Genomic DNA, 23,524 nt, shown 5'->3' with positions numbered 1-23,524 from the left:
CAGCCTGATGCGCGTCTATCTCGTGGCGGGCGAACTGTCAGGCGACATTCTCGGTGCCGGACTGATGCAGGCGCTCAGGTGTCGCCATCCCCAAATCGAGTTTCGCGGCATCGGTGGCCCGCGAATGCAGGCACACGGGCTCGAGTCGCTCTATCCGCTGGAAACCCTCTCGGTGATGGGTCTGGTCGAGGTGCTCAAGCATCTCCCGGGCCTGATCAAGGTGCGCCGTCATCTCAAGCGAGATGCGCTGGACTGGCGACCTGACATCATGGTGGGTATCGATGCCCCGGACTTCAATATCGGCCTCGAGCGGCAGCTCCATGACGAGGGTATCCGGACCGCGCATTACGTCAGTCCCTCGGTCTGGGCCTGGCGTCAGGGGCGCGTCAAGACGATCGCCAAGGCGGTCGACGGAATGTTGACCTTTCTGCCGTTCGAAGCGGATTTTTACGCGGACCACCACGTGCCGGTCGCCTATGTCGGGCATCCGCTGGCCGACGAGATGCCGCTGGTCAACGACCGTGCTGAAGCCCGGCGAGCGCTCGGGCTGGTTCTCGACGTGCCGACGCTGGCCATGCTGCCGGGCTCGCGCAGCAATGAGGTTCGGTTCCAGGGCGAAATGTTCCTGCGAGCGGCGTCCGCGCTGCGCGCGCATCTCGGCGCCCTGCAGGTGGCAATACCTGCGGCCTCGCCGGAGCGGCGCCAGGAGCTCGAGTCGCTGCTCGGGCGGTTTCCGGATCTCGCCGCCAATACGGTCATTGTCGAGGGACGTTCGCGAGAGGTGATGACGGCCGCCGAGGCGGTGCTGTTGACGTCCGGCACGGCGGCGCTGGAAGCCATGCTTTGTCATCGGCCCATGGTGGTCGCCTATCGCATGGCGCCAGCGACATACTGGCTGGCCAAGCGGATGGTCAAGACGCGCTGGATCTCGCTGCCCAATCTGATTGCCCAGGAAACGCTGGTGCCGGAGCTGATTCAGGAGGCGGTGACACCCGAATCGCTGGTCGAGACACTGCTGCCGTGGTTCGAGGATGACCAGTCTCGTGCTGCGCTCGAACGGCGTTTCGCGGCACTGCACGCCGAGTTGCAGCGTGATGCCAGCGAGCGGGCCGCCACGGCCATCCTTTCGCTGGCCGAGTACGGGACGCTGGAGCCAGCATCCGGAAGTCTCTGACGAGAAGTGTTTGACGAGAAGTGTTTGACGAGAGAAGTCATGCCATTGAAATCTTCGCCATCCGCCTGGCCGGAAATCATCATCGAATACGAGGGGCATCTGCTCGCCGGCGTCGATGAGGTCGGGCGGGGCCCGCTGGTCGGTTCGGTGGTGGCTGCCGCCGTGATTCTCGACCCCGACCGCCCGATCGAGGGTCTGACCGACTCCAAGTGTCTGAGCGCGGCACGGCGCGAGGCGCTCGACGTACAGATTCGCGACCGCGCGCTCGCCTTCGCCGTCGGTGAAGCCTCGCCCCAGGAGATCGATTCGCTCAATATCTATCACGCTACGCACCTGGCAATGCGACGTGCCATCGACGCGCTGCCGACCCCGGCCGAGTATCTGCTGGTCGACGGCAACCGGTTGCCGGGGCACGCCTGCCCGGGGCAGGCCGTGGTCAAAGGCGACCTGCGCCATTCCGCGATCAGCGCGGCGTCGATTCTGGCCAAGGTGGCCCGGGACGCGCAGATGGCCGCGCTCGATCTGCTGTATCCGGACTACGGTTTCTGCCGTCACAAGGGCTACCCGACGCCGGAACATCTCGATGCGCTGGTTCGTCTTGGCCCGCTGGCGGAGCACCGCAGCTCTTTCGCGCCCGTCCGCGCCCGGCTCGCCTGGGCATGAACGATCGACCGTGATGGATCGCGCCGGCCCCCGGTCTTTATCCATCGGCCCATTGTGGCTCGTGCCGCCTTTAGGCATGCTGATCTTCTCAATGCGCTGGCCATGGCATGCCGCTATCGCGTTGCCAGGCGCATGACCGGGCCTTATCGATCGTATAGCCAGTGTCTGAATTCATTCGCCGCCTGACTCGAGTTCGTCATGACAACACCCTTCGTTCACCTTCGTGTCCACAGCGAATACTCTCTCGTCGATGGTCTGGTCCGGCTCAAGCCGTTGGTCAAGGCCACGGCCGAGACAGGCATGCCAGCCGTGGCCGTGACCGACGACACCAACCTGTTCGGGCTGGTCAAGATCTACAAGGCGGCCCAGGGCGCCGGCCTGAAACCGATCATCGGCGCCGATCTGTGGCTGCATAACGCCCATGATGAGAGCCACCCCTATCGTCTGACGCTGTTGGCGATGAACGATATCGGCTACCGCAATCTGACCGAGCTGATCTCGCGAGCCTGGACCGAAGGTCAGCGTCAGAATCTGGCGATTCTCGACAAGGCCTGGGTATTCGAGCAGAGCGAGGGGCTGATTGCGCTATCCGGTGCCCGGGAAGGGGAGATCGGCCGGTTTCTGATCGCCGAGCATGTCGATACCGCGCGTCAGCTGCTGTCGGAATGGCAGCAGCATTTTCCCGGGCGTTTCTATCTGGAGCTGCAGCGCACCGGTCGCCAATACGATGAAGAGTGTGTCCACCACTCCGTGCGGCTGGCGAGCGAAACCGGCGTGCCGGTGGTGGCGACCAATGACGTGCGCTTTCTCGAACGCGAGGACTTCTGGGCGCACGAGACCCGGGTTTCGATCGGCGAGGGCAAGGCGCTAGAGGATCCCCGCCGCGAGCGTCGCTACAGCGAAGAGCAGTATCTCAAGACGCCCCAGGAGATGGCCGAGCTTTTTTCCGACGTCCCCGAGGCGCTCGAGAACAGTGTCATGATCGCGGCGCGCTGCACTGCCAGCGTGCGCCTGGGTGAGATATTCCTGCCGGAGTACCCGATTCCCGAAGGGCTGACGCAGGACGAATTCTTCCGCAAGATTTCCCATGATGGTCTCACCGACCGTCTGAATCTGCTGTTCGGTGGCGACACGCCGATCTACCCGGGACGGTCGCTGGCCGAGCACGAGCCGGCCTACCGGCAGCGGCTCGACTTCGAGCTCGACATCATCCTCAAGATGGGATTCCCGGGCTACTTCCTGATCGTGATGGACTTCATCCAGTGGGCCAAGGACAACGACATCCCGGTCGGGCCGGGGCGTGGGTCGGGCGCGGGCTCGCTGGTCGCCTATGTGCTCAAGATCACCGATCTCGATCCGCTCGAATACGATCTGCTGTTCGAACGTTTCCTGAATCCGGAACGTGTCTCGATGCCCGACTTCGATGTCGATTTCTGCATGGAGAAGCGTGACCGGGTCATCGACTACGTGGCCAATCGCTACGGCCGCGATGCGGTCTCCCAGATCGTCACCTTCGGCACCATGGCGGCCAAGGCCGTGGTGCGTGACGTGGCGCGTGCCCAGGGCAAGCCTTACTCGATGGGCGACAAGCTCTCCAAGCTGATTCCGTTCGAGGTCGGCATGACGCTGGGCAAGGCGATCGAGCAGGAGCCGCAGCTCAAGGAGTATCTCGAGTACGACGAGGAAGCGGCCGAAATCTGGGAGATGGCGCTCAAGCTCGAAGGCATCACCCGCGGTACCGGCAAGCACGCCGGCGGCGTGGTCATCGCGCCGACCAAGCTGACCGATTTCTCGCCGCTGCTGTGCGAGGCCAACGGCTCGGGGCTGATGGTCCAGTTCGACAAGAACGACGTCGAGGATGCCGGCCTGGTCAAGTTCGACTTTCTCGGCCTGCGCACGCTGACGATCATCGACTGGGCGCTGGAAATGGTCGACGTGGTGCGGGCCCGCGATAATGTCGGTCCGCTCGATATCAGCACCATTCCGCTGGACGACAAGCCGACCTTCGACATGCTCAAGAAGGCCGAGACGACGGCGGTGTTCCAGCTCGAATCCCGCGGCATGAAGGAACTGATCAAGCGGCTGCAGCCGGATTCGCTCGAGGACATGATCGCGCTGGTGGCGCTGTTCCGGCCGGGGCCTCTGCAGTCCGGGATGGTCGATGATTTCATCAACCGCAAGCATGGGCGCGCGGCGATCGCCTACCCGAGTGCGGATTACCAGCATGAGCTGCTCAAGCCGGTGCTGGAGCCGACCTACGGCATCATCCTGTATCAGGAGCAGGTGATGCAGATCGCCCAGGTGCTGGCCGGCTACACCCTGGGCCAGGCAGACATGCTGCGTCGAGCCATGGGCAAGAAGAAGCCCGAGGAGATGGCCAAGCAGCGCGCCGGCTTCATGGAAGGGTGCGCCGCCCACGGGATCGACAAGGATCTGGCCGGCAACCTGTTCGACCTGGTGGAAAAGTTCGCCGGCTACGGCTTCAACAAGTCGCACTCGGCCGCCTACGGGCTGGTCTCGTATCAGACCGCCTGGCTCAAGGCACACTATCCCGGGCCGTTCATGGCGGCCGTGCTCTCGACCGAGATGGACAATCTCGACAAGGTCGTGCCGCTGATCGAGGAGTGTCGTCATATTGGGCTGACGGTGACGCCGCCCAATGTCAACGTGGGCGCCTACAAGTTCACCGTCGACGAGAGTGGTCAGGTCGTCTACGGGCTCGGGGCGATCCGCGGCGTCGGTGAAGGTCCGATCGGTGCCATCGTCGAGGCGCGCGAGGCGGACGGCGAGTTCACCGATCTGTTCGATTTCTGCCGACGTATCGATGGCAAGCGCATGAACAAGCGCACCCTCGAAGCATTGATCCGCTCCGGTGCGCTGGACACGCTGGGGCCATCCCGCGCGGTGCTGGCGGCCTCGGTCGATGCCGCGATCAAGGCGGCTTCACAGAATCAGGCCAACCAGAGCCGGGGCATGATGGACATGTTCGGCGAGGCATTTGCCGAAGTCGACGGCAGCGAGGACATCTACGCCGACTATCGCCACGCCCGCGACTGGAGCGACAAGGAGCGTCTGGCGGGCGAGAAGGAGACGCTGGGGCTCTACCTTACCGGTCACCCGATCGACGAGTACGAACACGAGCTCAAACGTTTCGTGGCGACCCGCATCGTCGACCTCAAGCCGTCCCGCGAGCCCCAGCGCGTTGCCGGGCTGGTCGTGGCGATGCGGACCATGAAATCGAAGCGTGGCGACACCATGGCGTTCGTGACCCTCGATGACCGTACCGGCCGCATCGAGGCCTCGCTGTTCGGCGAGTTGTTCGATCAGGTCCGCGGCAAGCTCACCGCCGATCAGGTATTGATCATCGAAGGCGAGGTCTCGAGCGACGATTATTCCGGCGGTTTGCGGTTGCGTACCAAGGACGTCACCCTGATGGCGGACGCCCGCGCGCGTTTCGGCGAGGCGGTGGAGCTCTCGGTGGATGGCAGTCAGCTCAACGGGCGATTCTCCAGCTCGCTGCACGACAGCCTCTCGCCGTGGTTGAGCGAATCCGGTCTTCCGGTTCGCGTGCGCTATCGCAATGCCCAGGCCAGCGGCTGCTTCGAGCTGGCGGCGGCGTGGAAGGTATCGCCCAGCGATGAGCTGATGAGCGCGCTTCGTGACGTAGAAGGTTATGAAAAAGTCGCCCTTCGCTATCGGGGTGGCTGACCCGTGCTCGCCGGACGCCTCCTTGCCAACACTTGTGAAGGTGCGATAATGATCCGTTTCGCGGCACGCCAGTCGCCCGTATTTCAGAAATCGAAGCTTGCCAGGATCACAAAGTAGAAGCTCTATGAATCCCAACTATCTAGACTTTGAACAACCGATTGCCGAACTTCAGGCCAAGATCGAAGAGCTGCGACTGGTCGGCAACGATAGCCGTATCAGCCTGAGTGACGAGATCGGCAAGCTCGAAGAGAAAAGCCGCAAGCTCACCGAGCAGATCTTCCGTGACCTGACCGCCTGGCAGGTGACGCAGCTGTCGCGCCATCCCCAGCGCCCCTACACGCTCGATTACCTTGACAGCATCTTTACCGACTTCGACGAGATGCACGGCGATCGTCATTTCGCCGACGATGCCGCCCTGGTCGGCGGTGTGGCGCGGCTCGACGACAAGCCGGTGATGGTCATCGGCCATCAGAAGGGTCGTGACGTCAAGGAGAAGGTTCGCCGCAACTTCGGCATGCCGCGTCCGGAAGGGTATCGCAAGGCGTGTCGTCTGATGGAGATGGCCGAGCGCTTCAGGATGCCGGTGCTGACCTTCATCGATACGCCGGGTGCCTATCCCGGTATCGATGCCGAGGAGCGGGGCCAGTCAGAGGCGATCGCCTACAACCTCGCCGTCATGTCGCGGCTGAAGACGCCGATCATCGCCACGGTCATCGGCGAGGGCGGCTCCGGCGGGGCGCTTGCCATCGGTGTCTGCGACGAGCTGCAGATGCTGCAGTACTCCACCTATTCGGTGATCTCGCCGGAGGGTTGTGCCTCGATTTTGTGGAAGAGCGCCGACAAGGCCTCCGAAGCCGCCCATGCGATGGGCATCACCGCGTCGCGTCTGAAAGAACTCGGGTTCGTGGATTCACTGATCGACGAGCCGTTGGGTGGCGCACACCGGAATCCGCGCAAGACGGCCGATCGAGTCAAGGACGCGCTGACGGGCAGTCTCGATCGGCTGCGGGCGATGGATACCGAGGCGCTGTTGGAGCGAAGGTATGATCGCCTGATGAGCTATGGCGCCCCTTAGTGAAGATGACCGGCTGCGCTCACTCACACGGCGTTGAGCGCTCACTCGGTCCGCTCATGTAGTGAACTACACTGCGCGCCCTCGACCGCGCTCGCCTTGTCTGAGTATCGCTCGCACGGTCACTCGGCGACATGGGATGTTGTCCAAAGGTCGAGCGTTCAGGAGCCCCGCGTTGCAGCATTCTCTAGAAGATCTCGTCGATAACGCCCTGGCACGTCATGTGTCGGGGCGTGTCGTTTTGGTGGCGCTCTCCGGGGGGCTCGACTCTTGCCTGCTGTTGAACGTGACGGTGCCGCTGGCGCGCCGGCGCGGGATCGAGCTGCGGGCGATTCACGTCAATCACGGCCTGCAGGCGGCGGCACGCGACTTCGAGTCACATTGCCGTGAGCTGTGCAATGCGCTGGCGGTGTCGTTGACCGTGGCGCAGGTGCAGGTCGAGTTGCAGGGGCAAGGGCTCGAAGCGGCGGCGCGAGACGCCCGCTATCGGGCCTTCGCCGAACATCTTTCGGCGGGGGACCACTTATGGCTGGCTCAGCACGCCGATGACCAGGCCGAGACGTTCCTGCTGGCCGCGCTGCGCGGGAGCGGCGTGCGCGGGCTGGCGGGCATGCCTTCCCGGCGCGAGTGGCGGGGCATCCAGATCGAGCGACCCTGGTTGATTATCAGCCGGTCGACGCTGACGCAGGAAGCGGCTCGGCGCGGTGTCACCTGGTGTGAAGATCCCACCAACGAGGACTTGGTCTTCGATCGCAACTATCTGCGCCATCGTCTGATGCCACCGTTGCGGGACCGTTGGTCAACGGCTGTCGAATCGCTCGCGCGTAGTGCCGTCTGGCTGCAGGAGAGCGATGGGTTGATGACAGAGCTGGCGGCGATCGATCTGGCGGCCGCGGGTGGCGATCCCGGACGTCTGCCGTTATCGACGCTGATGGCGTTGAGCGGGCCACGGCGCCGGCTGCTGATTCGTCATGCGCTGGAACGTCTGGGCCTTCCCTCGCCGCCGGCCGCGCGCTTGATCGAACTCGAGCGTCAGCTTGCCGAGGCGGGCGCGGATCGCCTGCCGGCCATTCTCTGGCCGGGCGCCGAGGCACGGATCTGGCGGGACCATCTCCATCTGCTGGCGCCACTGTCGGCGGTGGATCCGGCCTGGCAGACGATCTGGGAGGGCCACGCGCCGCTTGCGACGCCTTGGGGCGTCTATCCGTTTGAGTTGCGCCCGCCACCGGAAGCCGCCACGGCGCGTTTACGGGTCGGTCTGCGTCGGGGTGGAGAAAGTCTGCGTCTGGCCGGTCGCGGCAGGCGCGATCTCAAGCGCCTGCTGCAGGAAGCCGGCGTCCCGCCGTGGCAGCGAGATCGCCTGCCACTGGTATGGTTTGGCGAAGAGCTGGTGGCTGTCATTGGCCTGGTGTCGGCGGAAGGCTGGTGTCAGACGCGCTAGATCGACGTCAGGCATCGTAGGTCAACGACAGCCCTGCGGCCTTCTGAAATTCCGCTTCCTGCTCCAGGTCGTTGAGCAGCAGGGCCTGGTGTCTGGCTTGTGGCAATGCAAGATGCAGCGCGTCACCGTCGCAAGCGAGGCGAAAATCGGTGCTCGCCTGCTCCGGCCGGGCATGATTGAGCATGACTGCGAGCCTGAGCAGGCGGGCCAGGCGCTGATAGGTGGTCTGCACGGCGCGAGGCAGCGATTCCAGCTCCTTCTGGGCAAATTTACGCCGGTGGGCGCGGACCAGGAACGCCAGCGCCTGCTGTTCGGGACGGGAGAAGCCTGTCAGGTCGGAGTATTCGATCAGATAGGCGCCGTGACGATGAAACTGGCTGTGAGAGATCGCCAGGCCGATTTCATGCACCTGGGCTGCCCAATAGAGAAACAGTCGCTGTTGTTCACCGAGTTCCCAATGATCCTGGACCTGATCGAAGGCAGCCATGGCGGTTTCCGCGACGTGATCGGCATGGCTGGTCTCGACGCTGTAGCGTCGCATCAATAGTTCGACGCTGTGACGACGGGGGTCTTCCAGCGTGTTGCGGCCGATCAGGTCGAAGAGCACGCCCTCCCGTAGCGCGCCGTCCGAATAGCGCATGCGTTCCAGCTCGAAGGCTTCGAAAACGGCGCAGAGAATGGCAACGCCAGCCGGGAAGACTCGCGCTCGGTCCTCCTTGAGCCCGTCCATCGCGACCTTGTCCAGGTGGCCGCAGGCGATCAGTTTCCTGCGCAGTTTCATCAGCGCATCGCGCTCGATCAGTGTGGCGTCTCCGTCGCCTCGCGCGGCGATGACGGCTGCCACCGCCTTGATCGTGCCACTGGAGCCTATCGGATCCTGCCATCCCAACTGACGATAATGGCGCTGAATATGGGCCAGCTCCGACAGCGCGGCCATCTCGGCACGCCGGAAGCGCTTTTCACTGAGTTCGCCATCGGCGAAAAAGGCGCCGGTGTAGGCGACACAGCCCATGTGGAGGCTTTCCAGCGCCTGCGGTTCGAAGTCCTCGCCGATGATGAATTCGGTGGAGCCACCGCCGATATCGACGATCAGGCGTCGCCCGTGGACTTCGGCCAACGCGTGGGCGGCGCCGAGATAGATCAGGCGAGCCTCTTCACGGCCACCGATGATTTCGATCGGATGGCCGATCAGCGCTTCGGCACGCTCGATCAACGCTCGGGCGTTATGGGCGGCGCGAAGGGCATTGGTGCCGACGATTCGCAGATCGGCGGAGGGCACGCCCTCGAGAAAGGGGGCAAAGCGTTCCAGGCACCCGAGTGCCCGGTCCATCGCCGCGTCGGTAAAGTTCTCATCGTCGTCGAGCCCGGCGGCGAGCTGGACTTTCTCGCCCATCTTGGCGACGACCTGGAGTTGGCCGTCCTGATAGTTGGCAACCAACAGATGAAAGCTGTTGGAACCGAGATCGATGGCGGCCAGACGGCGCGTCGCGTCTTCGGCGGTCGACTTCCCGCTCATGGCGTGGCGTCCTCGAAAGCTGGCAAGTGGAAGGCGGGTCTGCCGGGTATGCCCGACGCCGGACCAATGCCGGCAGGGCAGGCGCTTCGGGCACCGCAAGATTGCGGTGGGGGCGTGGCCTTGTCAATCGATGAGGCGGCAGGCATGCTGTCGGCAACAGGCAGTTACCCCGATCGAGACCCGAGAACATGTCGTCACAGCGTCGCCAGTTGGACAGTGAAGCTTTCGAGCTTCAGCGTGAAGATCATGACTCTCCGTGGTTGGCGGTCTTCGTTGCCGACTGGTGCCAGCCCTGCGAAACGCTGCTATCACGGCTGTCCTCGGTCTCCCAGGAGTCGATTCGCGGTCTGCCGGTAGCCGTGGTGGATGTCGATCGCGAGCCGATGCTGGCCGAACGCTACGGGGTCAAGGGAACGCCGACGCTGATTCTGTTCATCGACGGTGAACCGCGGCTGACGCGAGTCGGCGCGTTGTCGGAACAGCAACTGCTGCAAATTGGCGAAGAGTGTGCGCGTAATTAGTCGGAGACATTGGACAATACAATCGGTTATCGCCCTATCGTGACTTGCTTTCGGCAGATAGCTTGTCTACCATCTGGACGTTCGCCTGTTCCGAATGCTTCTCGACCGCGTCGCGGTCCCCCAAGTCGTCAGTCAATCCCAGTACCGATTTTCGGCAACCCCGATCGTTGGACAGTGACAACTCTCTCGGATGACTCTTCCGTGAGATTGCAGGCGAATCGAAACGCTCTCCCGGCACCTTCGTCACCCAGCAGTCGGCTCTCGACATGCTTCGGCGTTGGACCAATAGACCATACGAATGCCTGACATCCTGGGACGACTGAACGCGCCGCGCGGCGTTTGAACTGACCGCCTCTTGTCCTTCTTTTCTATCTCGGCAAAAGTCATTGCCTGCGACACGAGCCCTCTCTGACCGAACTCATGAATCTAACCGAACTCAAGCAAAAATCCGTTCCTGAACTGCTGGATATCGCCCGTGAAATGGGAATCGATAATCTGGCGCGCTCACGCAAGCAGGACATCATCTTCGCGATCCTGAAAAAGCACGCGAAGAGCGGCGAGGACATCTACGGCGATGGCGTCCTGGAGATTCTGCAGGACGGATTCGGTTTCCTGCGTAGTGCCGACTCTTCCTATCTGGCTGGCCCCGATGACATCTATGTCTCGCCGTCCCAGATTCGCCGCTTCAACTTGCGCAAGGGCGACTCGATTTCCGGCAAGATTCGCCCGCCGAAGGAAGGCGAGCGCTATTTCGCGTTGTTGAAAGTCAATGAAATCAACTTCGACAAGCCGGAAAACGCCAAGCACAAGATCCTGTTCGAGAACCTGACGCCACTGTTCCCGCAGGAACGGATGGTGATGGAGATCGGCAATGGCTCTACCGAGGACATCACGGCCCGGGTGATCGATCTCACCGCGCCGATCGGCAAGGGCCAGCGTGGCTTGATCGTGTCGCCGCCCAAGGCCGGCAAGACCTTGATGCTGCAGAACATCGCCACCTCGATCACGCGCAACAATCCTGAATGCCACATGATCGTGCTGCTGATCGACGAGCGCCCGGAAGAGGTGACGGAAATGTCGCGTACGGTGCGTGGCGAGGTCGTGGCATCGACCTTCGACGAACCCCCGGCACGCCACGTCCAGGTGGCCGAGATGGTCATCGAGAAGGCCAAGCGTCTGGTCGAGCACAAGAAGGATGTGGTCATCCTGCTCGACTCCATCACTCGCCTGGCGCGTGCCTACAACACCGTGGTGCCGTCATCGGGCAAGGTACTGACGGGTGGTGTCGATGCTCACGCCCTCGAGAAGCCCAAGCGCTTTTTCGGTGCCGCGCGTAACATCGAAGAGGGTGGCAGTCTGACCATCATTGCCACGGCGCTGGTCGATACCGGCTCGAAGATGGACGAAGTGATCTTCGAGGAGTTCAAGGGTACCGGCAACATGGAAGCCCATCTCGATCGCAAGCTGGCCGAGCGTCGGGTCTATCCGGCCTTCAACATCCGCCGCTCCGGTACCCGTCGCGAGGATCTGATCGCTTCCGAGGAAGAGATGCAGCGCATGTGGATTCTGCGCAAGCTGCTCAATCCGATGGACGATGTGGCCGCCACCGAGTTCCTGATCGATCGCCTCAAGGATACCAAGACCAATCTTGAATTCTTCGAAGCCATGAAGCGTAGATAACGTCGGGCTGCGCTCGGCAGTACGGCGTTGAACGCCGACTCGCCATGCTCATGTACGACAGTACACTCGGCTGGCTCGTCGTCGTTCGCCTTGTCCTGCCATCGCTCGATCCGATGTTCGGGTCTGATGGGATCGAGATTTGGAAATCGAGCAGAGATGCAATAGGGCAGCATGTTATGCTGCCCTTTTTGCGTTCTTGGATAGCGGGATACGGGCAACGCCATGAAATATCATGATTTACGGGACTTCATCGCGGCGCTGGAAGCTCGCGGCGAGCTCAAGCGCGTCACGGTGGAGGTGGATCCATACCTCGAGATCACCGAGATCTGTGACCGCACGCTGCGTGCCGGCGGACCCGCGCTGCTGTTCGAGAACGTCAAGGGTAGCGACATGCCGGTCCTGGGAAACCTGTTCGGGACGCCTGAGCGGGTGGCGTTCGGTATGGGCCAGGAGAGTGTCGAGGCACTGCGCGAGGTCGGCAAGCTGCTGGCTTTTCTGAAGGAGCCGGACCCGCCCAAGGGGCTCAAGGATGCCTGGGAGAAGCTGCCGATCTTCAAGCAGGTCATGAGCATGGGGCCGAAAACGCTGCGTTCGGCACCGTGTCAGCAGGTCGTGCTCGAAGGCGAGGATGTCGATCTCGACCGCCTGCCGATTCAGCACTGCTGGCCGGGCGACGTCGCGCCGCTGGTGACCTGGGCGCTGGTGGTGACCAAGGGCCCGCACAAGTCGCGCCAGAATCTGGGCATCTATCGCCAGCAGAAGCTCGGCAGGAATCGTCTGATCATGCGCTGGCTGAGTCATCGGGGCGGGGCGCTGGACTTCCGCGAGTGGCAGCAGGCTCATCCCGGCGAGCCCTTCCCGGTCGCGGTAGCGCTGGGCGCCGATCCGGCGACCATCCTGGGCGCAGTGACGCCGGTGCCGGACACGCTTTCCGAGTATGCCTTCGCGGGGCTGCTGCGCGGCTCGCGGACCGAGCTGGTCAAGTGCGGCCATGCCGATCTGGAGGTTCCAGCGTCGAGCGAGATCGTGCTGGAAGGCTACATTCATCCGGATGACATGGCGCCCGAAGGGCCCTATGGCGACCATACCGGTTACTATAACGAAGTCGAAAGTTTTCCCGTATTCACCGTCGAGCGAATCACCCATCGTCGTGATCCGATCTACCACTCTACCTACACCGGCCGCCCGCCGGACGAGCCGGCGGTGCTGGGCCTGGCGCTCAATGAAGTGTTCGTGCCTATCCTGTGCAAGCAGTTTCCCGAGATCGTCGATTTCTATCTGCCACCGGAAGGCTGCTCCTACCGGATGGCGATCGTCACCATGAAGAAGCAGTATCCCGGCCATGCCAAGCGCGTGATGATGGGCGTGTGGAGTTTCCTGCGTCAGTTCATGTACACCAAGTTCGTGATCGTGCTGGATGACGATGTTGACGCGCGCAATTGGGAAGACGTGATCTGGGCGATCACCACACGGATGGATCCGGCACGGGATACGGTGATGGTGGAAAACACGCCGATCGACTATCTCGATTTTGCCTCTCCGACGGCGGGACTGGGATCGAAGATGGGTCTCGATGCCACCAACAAGTGGCCCGGTGAAACCACGCGCGAGTGGGGCGAGCCCATCGTGATGGATTCAGCGACCCGATCGCGCGTCGACGAACGCTGGGAAAGCTACGGTATCGATATCGCGCCACCATCGGCGCGAACCGGGAAATCCTCGAATGATGGGGCGGCATGACGGCAAGCAATGAGGTGAACATGACGGTCAGAACGTTGACCTGCCAGGTGGAAACCGTCGAGGATCTGACGCCCGACGTATTTCGGGTCGTGCTAGAAGGGCGCGCCGAGGCGATTGCCCATGCACCCGGCCAGTATCTCGAACTGGAGTTGCACGAGGAGACCTGGGTGCCTTTCTCTATCGCCTGCGCCGAGGCCGGCGACGGTCGGCTGGAACTGCATATCCAGCATTGGCCGGAACGCACTCACTCGGCACGTCTGCGACAGCTGTTGACCCATCGCAACCGACTGTCGGTTCGTCTCCCCAGCGGTGAGTGCGTTCTGCCACCGAAGCGCTCCGAGCCGCTGCTGTTGATCGCCGCCGGCACCGGCTTTGCCCAGCTCAAGGCGATCGTCGAAGCGGCTTTGGCCGAGAACCCCGAGAGAGACCTTTCGATCTGGTGGGCGGTGCGCGAGCGTCGCGATCTCTATGCCGAGACCCTGGCGCGGGAGTGGGCCCGAACCTACGCGAACGTGCAATTCCACGCCGTGGTCGAGTCACCCGAGACCGAGCTCGAGGCGCTGTCGGACATCCACTGGCACAGCGGGCGTATCGACCAGGTACTGGCCGACGTGCTGGGGCGGCAGCTCGAGTCGCTGACGGGGATCGAGATCTATCTCGCCGGCTCTCCGGGCATGGTCTATGCCTGCGTGGACACATTGGCACCGATGGGGCTGGTCGAACAGCAGGTCCATTCGGACGTCTTCAGCTACGCGCCGCGCATTCCCTTTCTGCCGCTGCCGGAAGGCGACCCGGCACGGGCGCCACTGACCCCGGGCGAGAGCGCGTGGTCATCGGAGAAGAAGTCGTGAGCCAATCCCCGATTCTGATCACCGGTGGTGCTCAGCGCCTGGGTCGACACTGCGCCGAACGGCTGCTCGACGACGGCCATCCGGTCATCCTCACCTATCGCCGCGAGCGCGAGGCGCTGTCGGCGCTGCGGGCGCGCGGTGCCGTGACCCTGGCCGCGGATTTTGCCAGTGAAGCCGGGATTCTCGACTTCATCGCTCGGCTACGCGATAGCACCTCGAGTCTACGCGCCATCATTCACAACGCCGGCGAGTGGCTATCGGATCCCGAGCCGGAGGCGGCAGGGGCAACCTTCGAGCGCCTGTTTCGCGTCCACATGCAGGCGCCCTATCTGATCAATCTGCATGCGAAGGCGCTGCTGGAGGCGTGTCAGGAACCGCAGTGTGACATCGTGCATATCACCGACAGCGTGGTGCAGCGTGGCGCTGCCGGCCAGGCAGCCTATGCCGCGACCAAGGCCGGGCTGGAGAGTCTGACCCGATCGTTTGCGGCGCAGTTCGCGCCGCGGATTCAGGTCAACGCCATCGCCCCGGGTCTGGTGATGCTCAACGATGACGATGATGGCAGCCGGGAACCCGGGCGACGTGTGCCCGGGCCCGGCGTGGTGTATCAGACCTTGCGCTATCTACTGGACAACGATTTTGTGACCGGCACCGTCGTACCGGTCGACGGTGGCCAGCACCTCGCCTGACGGCCACCCACGAGCCCGCCACGGCGTGTCATGGCGAGCTCGGTGTCATAACGAGACGGGTATCATAACGAGACGGTACTGTTGCGGATCTGCACCAGCTTGCCTTCGTCGATCACCGGCCCGGACGGTTTGCCTCCCGGTGCACCGGCGCTGGGTTCCATGCTGACGGCGAAATCTGCCGTCTTCATCAGCCCCAGCATCTTGGCCGGCAGCTGCATGGTGGCCTGCCCGTGAATGGGCAGCATCCCCAGGGAGATCGGCGTGCCGTTCTCCATCATCCACAGTTCGCCACCTTTTCCTGACGGCATCGGGCCCGGCGCGACGGCCTGAACCATCATCTTGCCATCCAGCGTGGCATTGAGGATCCAGCCCGGCTGACCGCTGGGCTGATTGATCACGAAGACATATTCCCCCGGCATCATCGGCGGCTCGCGTGGTGCCAGCGCGATCGTCGCCAGCGCCAGCGCCGCAGCGGTGGCGAAACCACTGAAAGCACGCCAGAAACCGAGTCGATGGATCAGACCGGTTCGCAGCCCCAGGCGGGAGGCGATATCCGCCCACAACCGGCTGGGAGGGGAGACCGCTTCCAACTGCTGGTTGAGCAGTTGCAGGTGTTCCCGCCACGCATCGACGCTGCGTTGCAGATCCGAGCTGACCGCCAGCAGCGCTTCGAATTCTGCGCACTGGTCGCGATCCAGCGTGCCGAGGACGTACTCGCCGGCCGCCAGGTCTCGCGCTTCAGGATCGCTCAAGCTAAACGTGTCATGCATGCCTTCAACCTCTCGAGGCCTCTCCGGACCCAGCTCTTGACGGTTCCCAGCGGCGTGGTCAGATGTGATGCCAGGTCGTGGTGGGTCAGCCCTTCGAAAAACGCGAGTTCTAGCGCCTGGCGCTGCTGCGTCGTCAATTCGGTCAGGCACTGCTGTAGAGACGCCGCCTGCTGATTGAGGTCGCTCTCGCGCTCGACATCGGTCTCGCCGGGCAAGGTCTCGATGATGGCATTACCGTCGGCTTCCTGGGGGCGCTGACGCCTCAGCCAGTCGATACCGATATTGCGCGTGAGCGTCGACAGCCAGGTCATCGGACGGGCGCGGGTGGCATCGTACTGCCCGGCCACCTGCCACACGCGCAGATACACCAGCTGCAGGCAGTCCTGTGCGGCGGCTTCTTGTCTGACGATACGCAATAGCTGGGCATATAGATGCGGACTGGTCGCGCGGTAGAGCTTTTCGAATGCGAGACCGTCGCCACGGGCGCTGGCGTGGAGATTGTCGATCAGCACGTCATGAGGCGGGTAGGCCATGGAAGTCCTTAGAATGCTTTCTTTTTCTTGTGCGTCAGTCTCGCCAACGGGCCCCAACAAGTAAAGCGTGGATGGCGATCGGTTGTCATTCACGCCAAAAGACTTGTCAAAATTCATCGGGGCGTTAGGATAGAACCACGACTTACGAAGACTCTCTGCGAGAGATTGTCATGACCGAACGCCACGACACACGCTTCATCGACACCGCCTGCGCTTCTGGCGGCGTGATGGCGTTGGCGTTCTCTGGTTATGGCTACTGGTTTAGGACTGGCGTGCCCGCCGGTTGGTCGATATGACCTGAACCCGCGAGGCACGCCCGGAACCGGGCTGCCTCCTCGCATCAAGAACCCCCGGATGGCAGCCCCAACCGGGGGTTCTCGCGTTTCGGGTCTCAATTCTTGAATTCACCTGGAATGAGATCGTTATGAACGCCGCTACCGCCGAGCTGAAACCGACCCCTTCGAGACGGGCTGCCCTGTCTACCATCAGAACGCTGCCGTTGCCGACGGCGCACGAACTGCGCCAGGCAGTGCCGTTGAGCACGGCACTGGAGACCCAGATCGCCGCGAGCCAACAGGCCATACGTGCCATTCTCGACGGCGAGGACGATCGTCTGCTGGTCGTCACCGGGCCCTGCTCGGTACATGATCCTGCCGCGGCCCTCGAGTACGCCGAGCGTCTGGCGGCGCTCAATGCGGTAGTCGGCGATCGGTTGCTGCTGGTGATGAGAGTCTACGTCGAGAAACCGCGCACGACCGTCGGCTGGAAGGGCATGGCCTACGACCCCCACCTGGATGGCAGCGACGACATGGCCGCAGGTCTGGCCATGGCAAGACACCTGATGCGCGATATCGCCGAAATGGGTCTCCCGATCGCCACCGAGCTGCTGCAGCCGATGGCCAGCGCCTACTTCGACGACCTGCTGAGCTGGGTGGCGATCGGCGCGCGTACCACCGAATCCCAGATCCATCGTGAACTGGCCAGCGGTCTGGCGGCGGCGGTAGGTTTCAAGAACGGCACCCAGGGCAACATCGATGTCGCGATAGCGGCAATGCAGTCGGCCGCCCACTCGCATCGCCATTTCGGCGTCACTGCCCAAGGGGGGCCAGCGATGATCGAGACGCCGGGAAACTCCGCCACGCACCTGGTGCTGCGCGGCGGTCGCAGCGGGCCCAACCACGATGCCGGGAGCGTGGCTGCCAGCCGCCGGGCAATGGCGCAGGCCGGGCTCGAGCCGAGGATCATGGTCGACTGTAGCCATGCCAACTCGCACAAGGATCATCGGCGCCAGACAGAGGTTCTCCACGATGTGCTGGAGCAGCGGCTAGCGGGCGAGCGCAGCCTGATCGGCGTGATGCTCGAGAGCCATCTGTTCGAAGGCAAGCAGGCGCTGAATCCCGTCGCGCTCCGTTATGGCGTCTCGATCACCGACGCCTGCCTGGGGTGGGACGCGACCGGCAGTCTGCTGACGCGAGTGGCGGAGCGACTTCGCCAGGTCTGATCCGGCCGCCATCGTGACGTTCGGGTATGATCGACATGATCTCGTCATATCTCCGGCTTAGCCTCGTCAAGACGAGCAATCCGTGATGAGTCAGGGGATATGACATGAGTCGGGAAGTCGAAGATCATCGTAGTCACAATAACAGCCGCAACATGCCTTTTGGCGAAGTGGTCGAACGCCATCTATCGCGTCGCCAGATTCTGCAGGGTGGCCTGGGGCTGGCCGCACTCTCCATGATGGGCGGATTCGGACTTGGCGGGAGTGCTGGCGCCCGGGCCCAGGATAAGACGCCGTTGGCACTGGCCTTCGAGGCGATCCGGGGATCGCACACCGATGCCGTCGTGGTGCCCGAGGGGTACCGGGCGCAGGTGCTGATTCCGTGGGGAACCCCGCTCAATGCGAGGGCCAGTGCCTGGCAGAACAATCTCGCCATGACTCCCGAGCAGCAGGCGAACAGCGTGGGCATGCATCACGACGGCATGCACGCCTTCCCGCTTGACGCAGACAGCGGCTCGCGCCGCTTTCTGCTCGCCCTCAACAACGAATACATCGACCAGGATGCGCTATGGGCACCTCAGGGCGGACCGACTCAACCGGATGGCGTGCGGCCGGCCGACGAGGTACGCACCGAAATCAACGCCCATGGCGTCACGATCGTCGAGATCCAGCGCCAGGACGATGGCGGCTGGGCGCACGTGGTCGACTCTCCCTACAATCGCCGCATCACGACCGCCACGCCGGTCCTGCTGTCCGGGCCGGTGGCGGGTAGCGACTATGTCAAGACGCGCTACTCCAGCGACGGGACTCGAACGCGGGGCACCAACAACAACTGCGCCAACGGCTATACGCCTTGGGGTACCTACCTGACCTGCGAGGAAAATTGGCCGGAAGTGTTCGTCAATACCGGCGAACGTTTCAGCGACGACGCGCGCCTGGGGTTGCCGACCGATCGCGGACGCTACGGCTGGGAAACGGCGGCGGGCGACGACGAGCATGATGACGAGTTTGCGCGTTTCGATGTCACGCCCGGCCAGGGCGAGGCCAGCGAAGACTATCGCAACGAGGCGCGGACCTTCGGCTACGTGGTCGAGATCGATCCCTACAGCCAGGCGGTGGCGATGAAGCGCACGGCGCTTGGACGGTTTCGTCACGAGGGTTGCTGGCCGGGTCCGGTTCGCGCTGGTGAGCCGCTCACGTTCTATACCGGTCACGACTCGCGCAACGAGTACATCTACAAGTTCGTCAGCGCGGCCAGGTGGGACCCCGCCGATGCCCCCGAGCCGGGCAATGAGGCAGATCGCCTGGCCATCGGTAGCAAGTATCTCGATGAAGGCACGCTCTACGCAGCGCGTTTCGACGAGGAGGGGCGAGGCGAATGGCTGGCACTGACGCCGGATGCCAGAACGCCGTCCGGCCAGACGCTGGCCGCGGCGCTGGGCCTGGAGGCCGGTGATGCCGCCGGGATCATCATCCACACCTGCGACGCGGCCGACCTGATGGGCGCGACGCCGATGGATCGACCGGAGTGGTCGAGTGTCGACCCCGTTTCCGGCGAGGTCTATTTCACGCTGACCAACAACTCCAAGCGTACCGAAGACGGCACCGAGGCCACCTTCACCAACGGAGGCGTCGCGGTTGACGCCGCTGGCGTCGGTTTCGCGACGGCGCCGACCAATGCTGCCAACCCGCGGGCCAACAACGAGAATGGCCATATAATTCGATGGCGTGAGGAGAACGACAACCGCTTCAGCTGGGAGATCTTCGTGTTCGGTAGCGACGTCGATGCCGCCGATAATCGCTCTGGCCTGACCCGGGACAATCAGTTCGCCAGCCCCGATGGACTCTGGTATGACGACCGTGGGGACGGCCAGGGCATCCTGTGGTTCCAGACCGACAACAGCGATAATGCGGTGGCCGAGTATACCAACGATCAGTTGCTGGCAGTCGTCCCGGCAGCACTGGGTGCTGGCGGTGGATCGGGGTCGGTCATCAATGCCGACAATCAGGACCAGCTCAAGCGTTTCGCCGTGGGCCCGAATGGCTGCGAGGTGACGGGTATCTTCGCCACGCCGGATCGAACCGCGCTGTTCATCAATATCCAGCACCCCGGCAACTGGCCGGCGGATGGTGACGCGCTGAGCCAGGACGCAACGCAAGCGGCTAGCGGCAAGGTTCGACCCCGCGCCGCGACGGTGGCGATCTGGAAAGCGGATGGCGGTCAGGTCGGCCTTTAGATCGATCCCACTTCTCGCCAAATGACGGGCGCTGCAGTGGCAGTGCCCGTTTTCTTTAAGGGATCGGAATGGGTGGCGGTTTCCGCGAGGCAACGAAAGGCGCCGATCGACAGGCTCGATCGGCGTAAAGCCCGTGGGTGCAGATCAGGCCTGGCTGGCGTAGGCGTAAAGCAGCGTTTCCTGGGCGCTGATCGGCTCGGCATCGCCGGGGTTGCGCAGCTGATACTGCCCCTCGGTGTCGAGCTCCCAGCTCTGGCAGTTGTCCAGTAGATAGGTGTCGAGATCCTTGCGTACCTGCTGCGCCACTTTTTTGTCCAGCAGCGGAAAGCAGGTCTCAACCCGATGGAACATGTTGCGTTCCATGGCATCGGCGCTGGAACACCACACGTCGTGCTTGCCGTCATTGTGGAAGTAGTAGACGCGGGTGTGCTCGAGGAAGCGGCCAATGATCGAGCGCACCCGGATATTGTCGGAGATGCCCGGAATGCCGGGGCGCAGACAGCACATGCCGCGAATGATCAGGTCGCAGATCACGCCAGCCTGAGAGGCCCGGTAGAGTGCCCGAATCAGCCTGGGCTCGGTCAGCGCATTGCACTTGATGACGAGCCGGGCCTTCTTGCCGCTTTCGGCCAGCTTGGCTTCGCGTTCGATCATTTCGATCAGCGCCTTGTGCAGCGTGAACGGTGCATGCAACAGCGTGTGAATCTTGCGCGGCTTGCCCATGCCGGAGAGCTGCTGAAACACCTTGTGCACGTCCTCGCACAGCGCCTCGTTGGTGGTCATCAGGCTGTAGTCGGTGTACAGCTTGGCGGTCTTGGCGTGGTAATTGCCGGTGCCCAGGTGAGCATAGTGACGTAGCGCGCCTTTCTCGCGGCGCACGATATGCATCATCTTGGCGTGAGTCTTGTAGGCCATGACGCCGTAGATAACGATGGCGCCGGCCTCCTGCAGCCGGGAAGCCAGTACCAGATTGTCGGCCTCGTCGAAGCGCGCGCGCAGCTCGATGACCACGGTCACTTCCTTGCCGCCGCGCGCGGCTTCCACCAGTGCGCCGACGATCGAGGAGTCGGCGCCGGTGCGGTAGAGCGTCTGCTTGATCGCCATCACGTCGGGGTCGCGTGCCGCCTGGCGCAGCAGATCCTCTACCGGATTGAACGACTGGAAGGGGTGGTGCAGCAGAATATCGCCCTGGAGGATGGCGGAGAACAGGTTGACCTCGCCGCGCAATGGCTTGGGCAGGCCCGGAGTGAAGGGTCGGTAGCGCAGATCGGGGCGCTGTACATCGCCGAGCACGGCCATCATCCGGGTCAGATTGACCGGTCCATTGACCCGGTAGAGGTCCTCTTCACCAAGCTCGAACTGCTTGAGCAGAAAGTCGATCAGGCTGTCGGGACAGTTGTCGGCGACCTCCAGACGGACACCGCTGCCATAGCGTCGTGCCAGCAACTCACCGCGCAGTGCCGAGGCCAGGTCCGAGACTTCTTCGGGATCGACCGACAGGTCGGCATTGCGGGTCAGCCGGAACTGGTAGCAGCCCCCCACCTCCATGCCGGGAAAGACTTCATGGGCATGGGCGTGGATCATCGACGACAGAAACACGTAGTCGGTGAAACCCTCCTCGCAGAGCGCCGCCGGCAGCCGGATCAGTCGCGGCAGCGAGCGTGGGGCGGGCAGAATCGCCATGCCGCCCTCGCGGCCGAAGGCATCGGTGCCATCGAGCTCGACGATGAAGTTGAGGCTCTTGTTGACCAGCCGAGGAAACGGATGCGAGGGGTCGAGTCCGATCGGGCTGATGACCGGTGCGATCTCCTCCTCGAAGTAGTCCGCGACCCAGGCGGCCTGCTCGGGTGTCCACTGAGCGCGACGTCGAAAACGGATCTTCTGCTCTTCCAGAGCCGGTACCAGCACATCGTTGAGGATGCGGTACTGGCGTTCCACCTGCTCATGCGCGATGCGTGAGACTTCCTGCAACACGCGGATGGGCGGCATGCCGTCGGCGCCGGTCTCCTCGTGGAACGAGGCCAGCTGATGCTTGAGCCCGGCGACCCGAATTTCGAAGAATTCATCGAGATTGGAAGAGACGATCAACAGGAACATCAGGCGATCGAGCAGCGGGTGCGAGGCATCCAGTGACTGCTCGAGCACGCGGATATTGAACTGCAGATGTGACAGTTCCCGGTTGAAATAGAGCGCCGGGTCATCGAGATCCGCATGGGAGGAAGGCGTTTGCTTGGCGTGAATGCCCTTGCGCGTGCGGTTGACGCGCAAGGGTGCCGTGTTCATCTCGTCACCGATAACCGCCAGCGGGATATCGGTATCGGTAGAGGTGTCGGGCGTGTCGGGTGTGCCTGAGTCTGTCATGAGAAGTCTCCGGTACCGGGGTAGACACGCCCGCGGTCCTCAGGATTTGAGCAGTTGTGCGGCGCGTTTGGCAAAGTAGGTCAGGATGCCGTCGGCGCCCGCGCGCTTGAAGCAGGTCAGCGATTCCAGAATCACGCTGTCCGCATCCAGCCAGCCTTTCTCGAAGGCGGCCATGTGCATGGCGTACTCACCGCTGACCTGATAGGCAAAGGTGGGCACGCCGAACGACTCTTTCACGCGCTGGATCACGTCCAAGTAGGGCATGCCCGGCTTGACCATCACCATGTCGGCGCCTTCCTGAATATCCAGGGCGGTTTCGTGCAACGCCTCGTTGGTGTTGGCCGGATCCATCTGGTAGCTGAACTTGTCGGCTTTCCCCAGGTTGGCGCTGGAACCGATGGCATCGCGGAACGGGCCGTAATACTTTGAGGCGTACTTGGCCGAGTAGGCCATGATCTGGGTCTCGTGGAGCCCTTCGCGTTCGAAGGTGGCACGAATCTCGCCGATCCGACCGTCCATCATGTCGGATGGCGAGATCACGTCGGCGCCGGCTTCGGCGTGGGACAGTGCCTGCTTGATCAGCGCCTCGATGGTGCGATCGTTGATCAGGTAGCCATTGTCGTCCGGTACGCCGTCCTGACCATGGGTGGTGTAAGGATCGAGCGCCACGTCGGTGATGATGCCGAGTTCCGGGAATCGCTCGCGCAGCGCCCGGATCGCACGCTGAATCACGCCATCCGGATTCCATGCTTCGGCCCCGTCGAAGGTCTTCTTTTCCGCCGGCGTGAACGGGAAAAGATCGATCGCCGGAATACCGAGCTCGACCAGCTCCTCGGTCTCGCGCAGCAATTCGTCGATGGACAGTCGTTCGACACCCGGCATCGAGGCGACCGGTTCGCGGCGTTTCTCGCCATCGAGGACGAACACGGGAAGAATCAGGTCGTCCGTCGTCAGTGTCGACTCTCTGGCCAGGCGGCGGGAAAAGTCGCTCTTGCGCAGACGACGCAGGCGTGTGGCCGGATACTGACGAGGAAGGTTGTAACGCATGAATCTCTCCACGATAGACGGCG

Annotated in this window: 18 protein-coding genes; 13 read left to right on the top strand and 5 right to left on the bottom strand. The window is 63.0% G+C overall.

From position 1 onward, the window contains the following. The first annotated feature begins 7 nt into the window (after window positions 1-7). The 5 genes from lpxB (at window position 8) to tilS (ending at window position 8,058) form a co-directional block, all read left to right on the top strand. Window positions 8-1,174, top strand: a complete 1,167-nt coding sequence (gene lpxB / locus BTW07_RS00360; RefSeq protein ID WP_075568164.1) for a lipid-A-disaccharide synthase — start codon at window positions 8-10, stop codon at window positions 1,172-1,174. Between the two features lie 39 nt (window positions 1,175-1,213). After that, the gene (gene rnhB / locus BTW07_RS00355) at window positions 1,214-1,837 is read left to right on the top strand and encodes a ribonuclease HII (protein WP_075568163.1); all 624 of its coding nucleotides are present in this window, start codon (window positions 1,214-1,216) and stop codon (window positions 1,835-1,837) included. Window positions 1,838-2,035: 198 nt separating this feature from the next. Next, the gene (gene dnaE / locus BTW07_RS00350; protein ID WP_075568162.1) at window positions 2,036-5,545 is read left to right on the top strand and encodes a DNA polymerase III subunit alpha; all 3,510 of its coding nucleotides are present in this window, start codon (window positions 2,036-2,038) and stop codon (window positions 5,543-5,545) included. Window positions 5,546-5,669: 124 nt separating this feature from the next. After that, the gene (accA, locus tag BTW07_RS00345) at window positions 5,670-6,620 is read left to right on the top strand and encodes an acetyl-CoA carboxylase carboxyl transferase subunit alpha (RefSeq protein WP_075568161.1); all 951 of its coding nucleotides are present in this window, start codon (window positions 5,670-5,672) and stop codon (window positions 6,618-6,620) included. Between the two features lie 172 nt (window positions 6,621-6,792). After that, entirely contained in the window at window positions 6,793-8,058 is a 1,266-nt protein-coding gene (tilS, locus tag BTW07_RS00340; RefSeq protein WP_244158279.1) for a tRNA lysidine(34) synthetase TilS, read from the top strand. 7 nt (window positions 8,059-8,065) lie between these two features. Here tilS and ppx read toward each other — a convergent pair whose 3' ends face one another. Next, a complete protein-coding gene (ppx, locus tag BTW07_RS00335) occupies window positions 8,066-9,574 on the bottom strand; it encodes an exopolyphosphatase (protein WP_075568159.1) in 1,509 nt (502 codons plus the stop codon). A gap of 188 nt (window positions 9,575-9,762) precedes the next feature. Between ppx and BTW07_RS00330 the strand changes: the two genes are divergently transcribed. From BTW07_RS00330 to folM, 5 genes are all read left to right on the top strand, one after another. Next, on the top strand, window positions 9,763-10,095 hold the full coding sequence (locus BTW07_RS00330; protein WP_075568158.1) for a thioredoxin family protein: 333 nt from the start codon (window positions 9,763-9,765) through the stop codon (window positions 10,093-10,095). A 420-nt stretch (window positions 10,096-10,515) separates the two neighbouring features. Further along, a complete protein-coding gene (gene rho / locus BTW07_RS00325; RefSeq protein ID WP_075568157.1) occupies window positions 10,516-11,775 on the top strand; it encodes a transcription termination factor Rho in 1,260 nt (419 codons plus the stop codon). 222 nt (window positions 11,776-11,997) lie between these two features. Beyond that, the gene (ubiD, locus tag BTW07_RS00320; protein ID WP_075568156.1) at window positions 11,998-13,515 is read left to right on the top strand and encodes a 4-hydroxy-3-polyprenylbenzoate decarboxylase; all 1,518 of its coding nucleotides are present in this window, start codon (window positions 11,998-12,000) and stop codon (window positions 13,513-13,515) included. Window positions 13,516-13,535: 20 nt separating this feature from the next. Next, on the top strand, window positions 13,536-14,366 hold the full coding sequence (locus BTW07_RS00315; RefSeq protein ID WP_075568404.1) for an FAD-binding oxidoreductase: 831 nt from the start codon (window positions 13,536-13,538) through the stop codon (window positions 14,364-14,366). Continuing rightward, window positions 14,363-15,055, top strand: coding sequence for a dihydromonapterin reductase (gene folM / locus BTW07_RS00310; RefSeq protein ID WP_075568403.1), 693 nt, complete (start codon window positions 14,363-14,365; stop codon window positions 15,053-15,055). Before BTW07_RS00315 ends, folM begins: the two co-directional genes overlap by 4 nt. 62 nt (window positions 15,056-15,117) lie before the next feature. Here folM and BTW07_RS00305 read toward each other — a convergent pair whose 3' ends face one another. Together BTW07_RS00305 and BTW07_RS00300 are read right to left on the bottom strand one after the other, a co-directional pair. Continuing rightward, the gene (locus tag BTW07_RS00305) at window positions 15,118-15,825 is read right to left on the bottom strand and encodes an anti-sigma factor (RefSeq protein WP_083941361.1); all 708 of its coding nucleotides are present in this window, start codon (window positions 15,823-15,825) and stop codon (window positions 15,118-15,120) included. Beyond that, window positions 15,804-16,358, bottom strand: coding sequence for a sigma-70 family RNA polymerase sigma factor (locus tag BTW07_RS00300; protein WP_075568154.1), 555 nt, complete (start codon window positions 16,356-16,358; stop codon window positions 15,804-15,806). The genes BTW07_RS00305 and BTW07_RS00300 overlap by 22 nt, the downstream gene beginning before the upstream one ends. 170 nt (window positions 16,359-16,528) lie before the next feature. Between BTW07_RS00300 and BTW07_RS20245 the strand changes: the two genes are divergently transcribed. From BTW07_RS20245 to BTW07_RS00290, 3 genes are all read left to right on the top strand, one after another. Next, the gene (locus tag BTW07_RS20245; protein ID WP_279626522.1) at window positions 16,529-16,654 is read left to right on the top strand and encodes a hypothetical protein; all 126 of its coding nucleotides are present in this window, start codon (window positions 16,529-16,531) and stop codon (window positions 16,652-16,654) included. Window positions 16,655-16,782: 128 nt separating this feature from the next. Beyond that, the gene (locus BTW07_RS00295; protein WP_075568153.1) at window positions 16,783-17,859 is read left to right on the top strand and encodes a 3-deoxy-7-phosphoheptulonate synthase; all 1,077 of its coding nucleotides are present in this window, start codon (window positions 16,783-16,785) and stop codon (window positions 17,857-17,859) included. Window positions 17,860-17,963: 104 nt separating this feature from the next. Next, window positions 17,964-20,093, top strand: coding sequence for a PhoX family protein (locus BTW07_RS00290; RefSeq protein ID WP_075568152.1), 2,130 nt, complete (start codon window positions 17,964-17,966; stop codon window positions 20,091-20,093). A gap of 144 nt (window positions 20,094-20,237) precedes the next feature. On the opposite strand, the gene ppk1 is transcribed toward BTW07_RS00290, so the two are convergent. Continuing rightward, complete coding sequence (gene ppk1, locus BTW07_RS00285; protein ID WP_075568402.1) at window positions 20,238-22,376, bottom strand: polyphosphate kinase 1; 2,139 nt, start codon at window positions 22,374-22,376, stop codon at window positions 20,238-20,240. A gap of 117 nt (window positions 22,377-22,493) precedes the next feature. Then, the gene (gene hemB / locus BTW07_RS00280) at window positions 22,494-23,501 is read right to left on the bottom strand and encodes a porphobilinogen synthase (protein WP_075568151.1); all 1,008 of its coding nucleotides are present in this window, start codon (window positions 23,499-23,501) and stop codon (window positions 22,494-22,496) included. Window positions 23,502-23,524: the final 23 nt, after the last annotated feature.

This window comes from Salinicola socius (genome assembly GCF_001937195.1).
GTDB classification, from domain to species: domain Bacteria; phylum Pseudomonadota; class Gammaproteobacteria; order Pseudomonadales; family Halomonadaceae; genus Salinicola; species Salinicola socius.
The sequence above is the reverse complement of the archived record's forward strand: the minus strand, read 5'-3'. Positions and strand labels throughout refer to the sequence as shown.

What these genes read in the sequence shown, in the direction of transcription:
- BTW07_RS20245 (WP_279626522.1), top strand. Translation starts at nt 16,529, where the DNA reads ATGACCGAACGCCACGACACACGCTTCATCGACACCGCCTGCGCTTCT.
- dnaE (WP_075568162.1), top strand. Translation starts at nt 2,036, where the DNA reads ATGACAACACCCTTCGTTCACCTTCGTGTCCACAGCGAATACTCTCTC.
- accA (WP_075568161.1), top strand. Translation starts at nt 5,670, where the DNA reads ATGAATCCCAACTATCTAGACTTTGAACAACCGATTGCCGAACTTCAG.
- BTW07_RS00330 (WP_075568158.1), top strand. Translation starts at nt 9,763, where the DNA reads ATGTCGTCACAGCGTCGCCAGTTGGACAGTGAAGCTTTCGAGCTTCAG.
- BTW07_RS00290 (WP_075568152.1), top strand. Translation starts at nt 17,964, where the DNA reads ATGAGTCGGGAAGTCGAAGATCATCGTAGTCACAATAACAGCCGCAAC.
- BTW07_RS00300 (WP_075568154.1), bottom strand. Translation starts at nt 16,358, where the DNA reads ATGGCCTACCCGCCTCATGACGTGCTGATCGACAATCTCCACGCCAGC.
- hemB (WP_075568151.1), bottom strand. Translation starts at nt 23,501, where the DNA reads ATGCGTTACAACCTTCCTCGTCAGTATCCGGCCACACGCCTGCGTCGT.
- lpxB (WP_075568164.1), top strand. Translation starts at nt 8, where the DNA reads ATGCGCGTCTATCTCGTGGCGGGCGAACTGTCAGGCGACATTCTCGGT.
- BTW07_RS00295 (WP_075568153.1), top strand. Translation starts at nt 16,783, where the DNA reads ATGAACGCCGCTACCGCCGAGCTGAAACCGACCCCTTCGAGACGGGCT.
- ubiD (WP_075568156.1), top strand. Translation starts at nt 11,998, where the DNA reads ATGAAATATCATGATTTACGGGACTTCATCGCGGCGCTGGAAGCTCGC.
- rnhB (WP_075568163.1), top strand. Translation starts at nt 1,214, where the DNA reads ATGCCATTGAAATCTTCGCCATCCGCCTGGCCGGAAATCATCATCGAA.
- ppk1 (WP_075568402.1), bottom strand. Translation starts at nt 22,376, where the DNA reads ATGAACACGGCACCCTTGCGCGTCAACCGCACGCGCAAGGGCATTCAC.
- BTW07_RS00315 (WP_075568404.1), top strand. Translation starts at nt 13,536, where the DNA reads ATGACGGTCAGAACGTTGACCTGCCAGGTGGAAACCGTCGAGGATCTG.
- BTW07_RS00305 (WP_083941361.1), bottom strand. Translation starts at nt 15,825, where the DNA reads ATGCATGACACGTTTAGCTTGAGCGATCCTGAAGCGCGAGACCTGGCG.
- ppx (WP_075568159.1), bottom strand. Translation starts at nt 9,574, where the DNA reads ATGAGCGGGAAGTCGACCGCCGAAGACGCGACGCGCCGTCTGGCCGCC.
- rho (WP_075568157.1), top strand. Translation starts at nt 10,516, where the DNA reads ATGAATCTAACCGAACTCAAGCAAAAATCCGTTCCTGAACTGCTGGAT.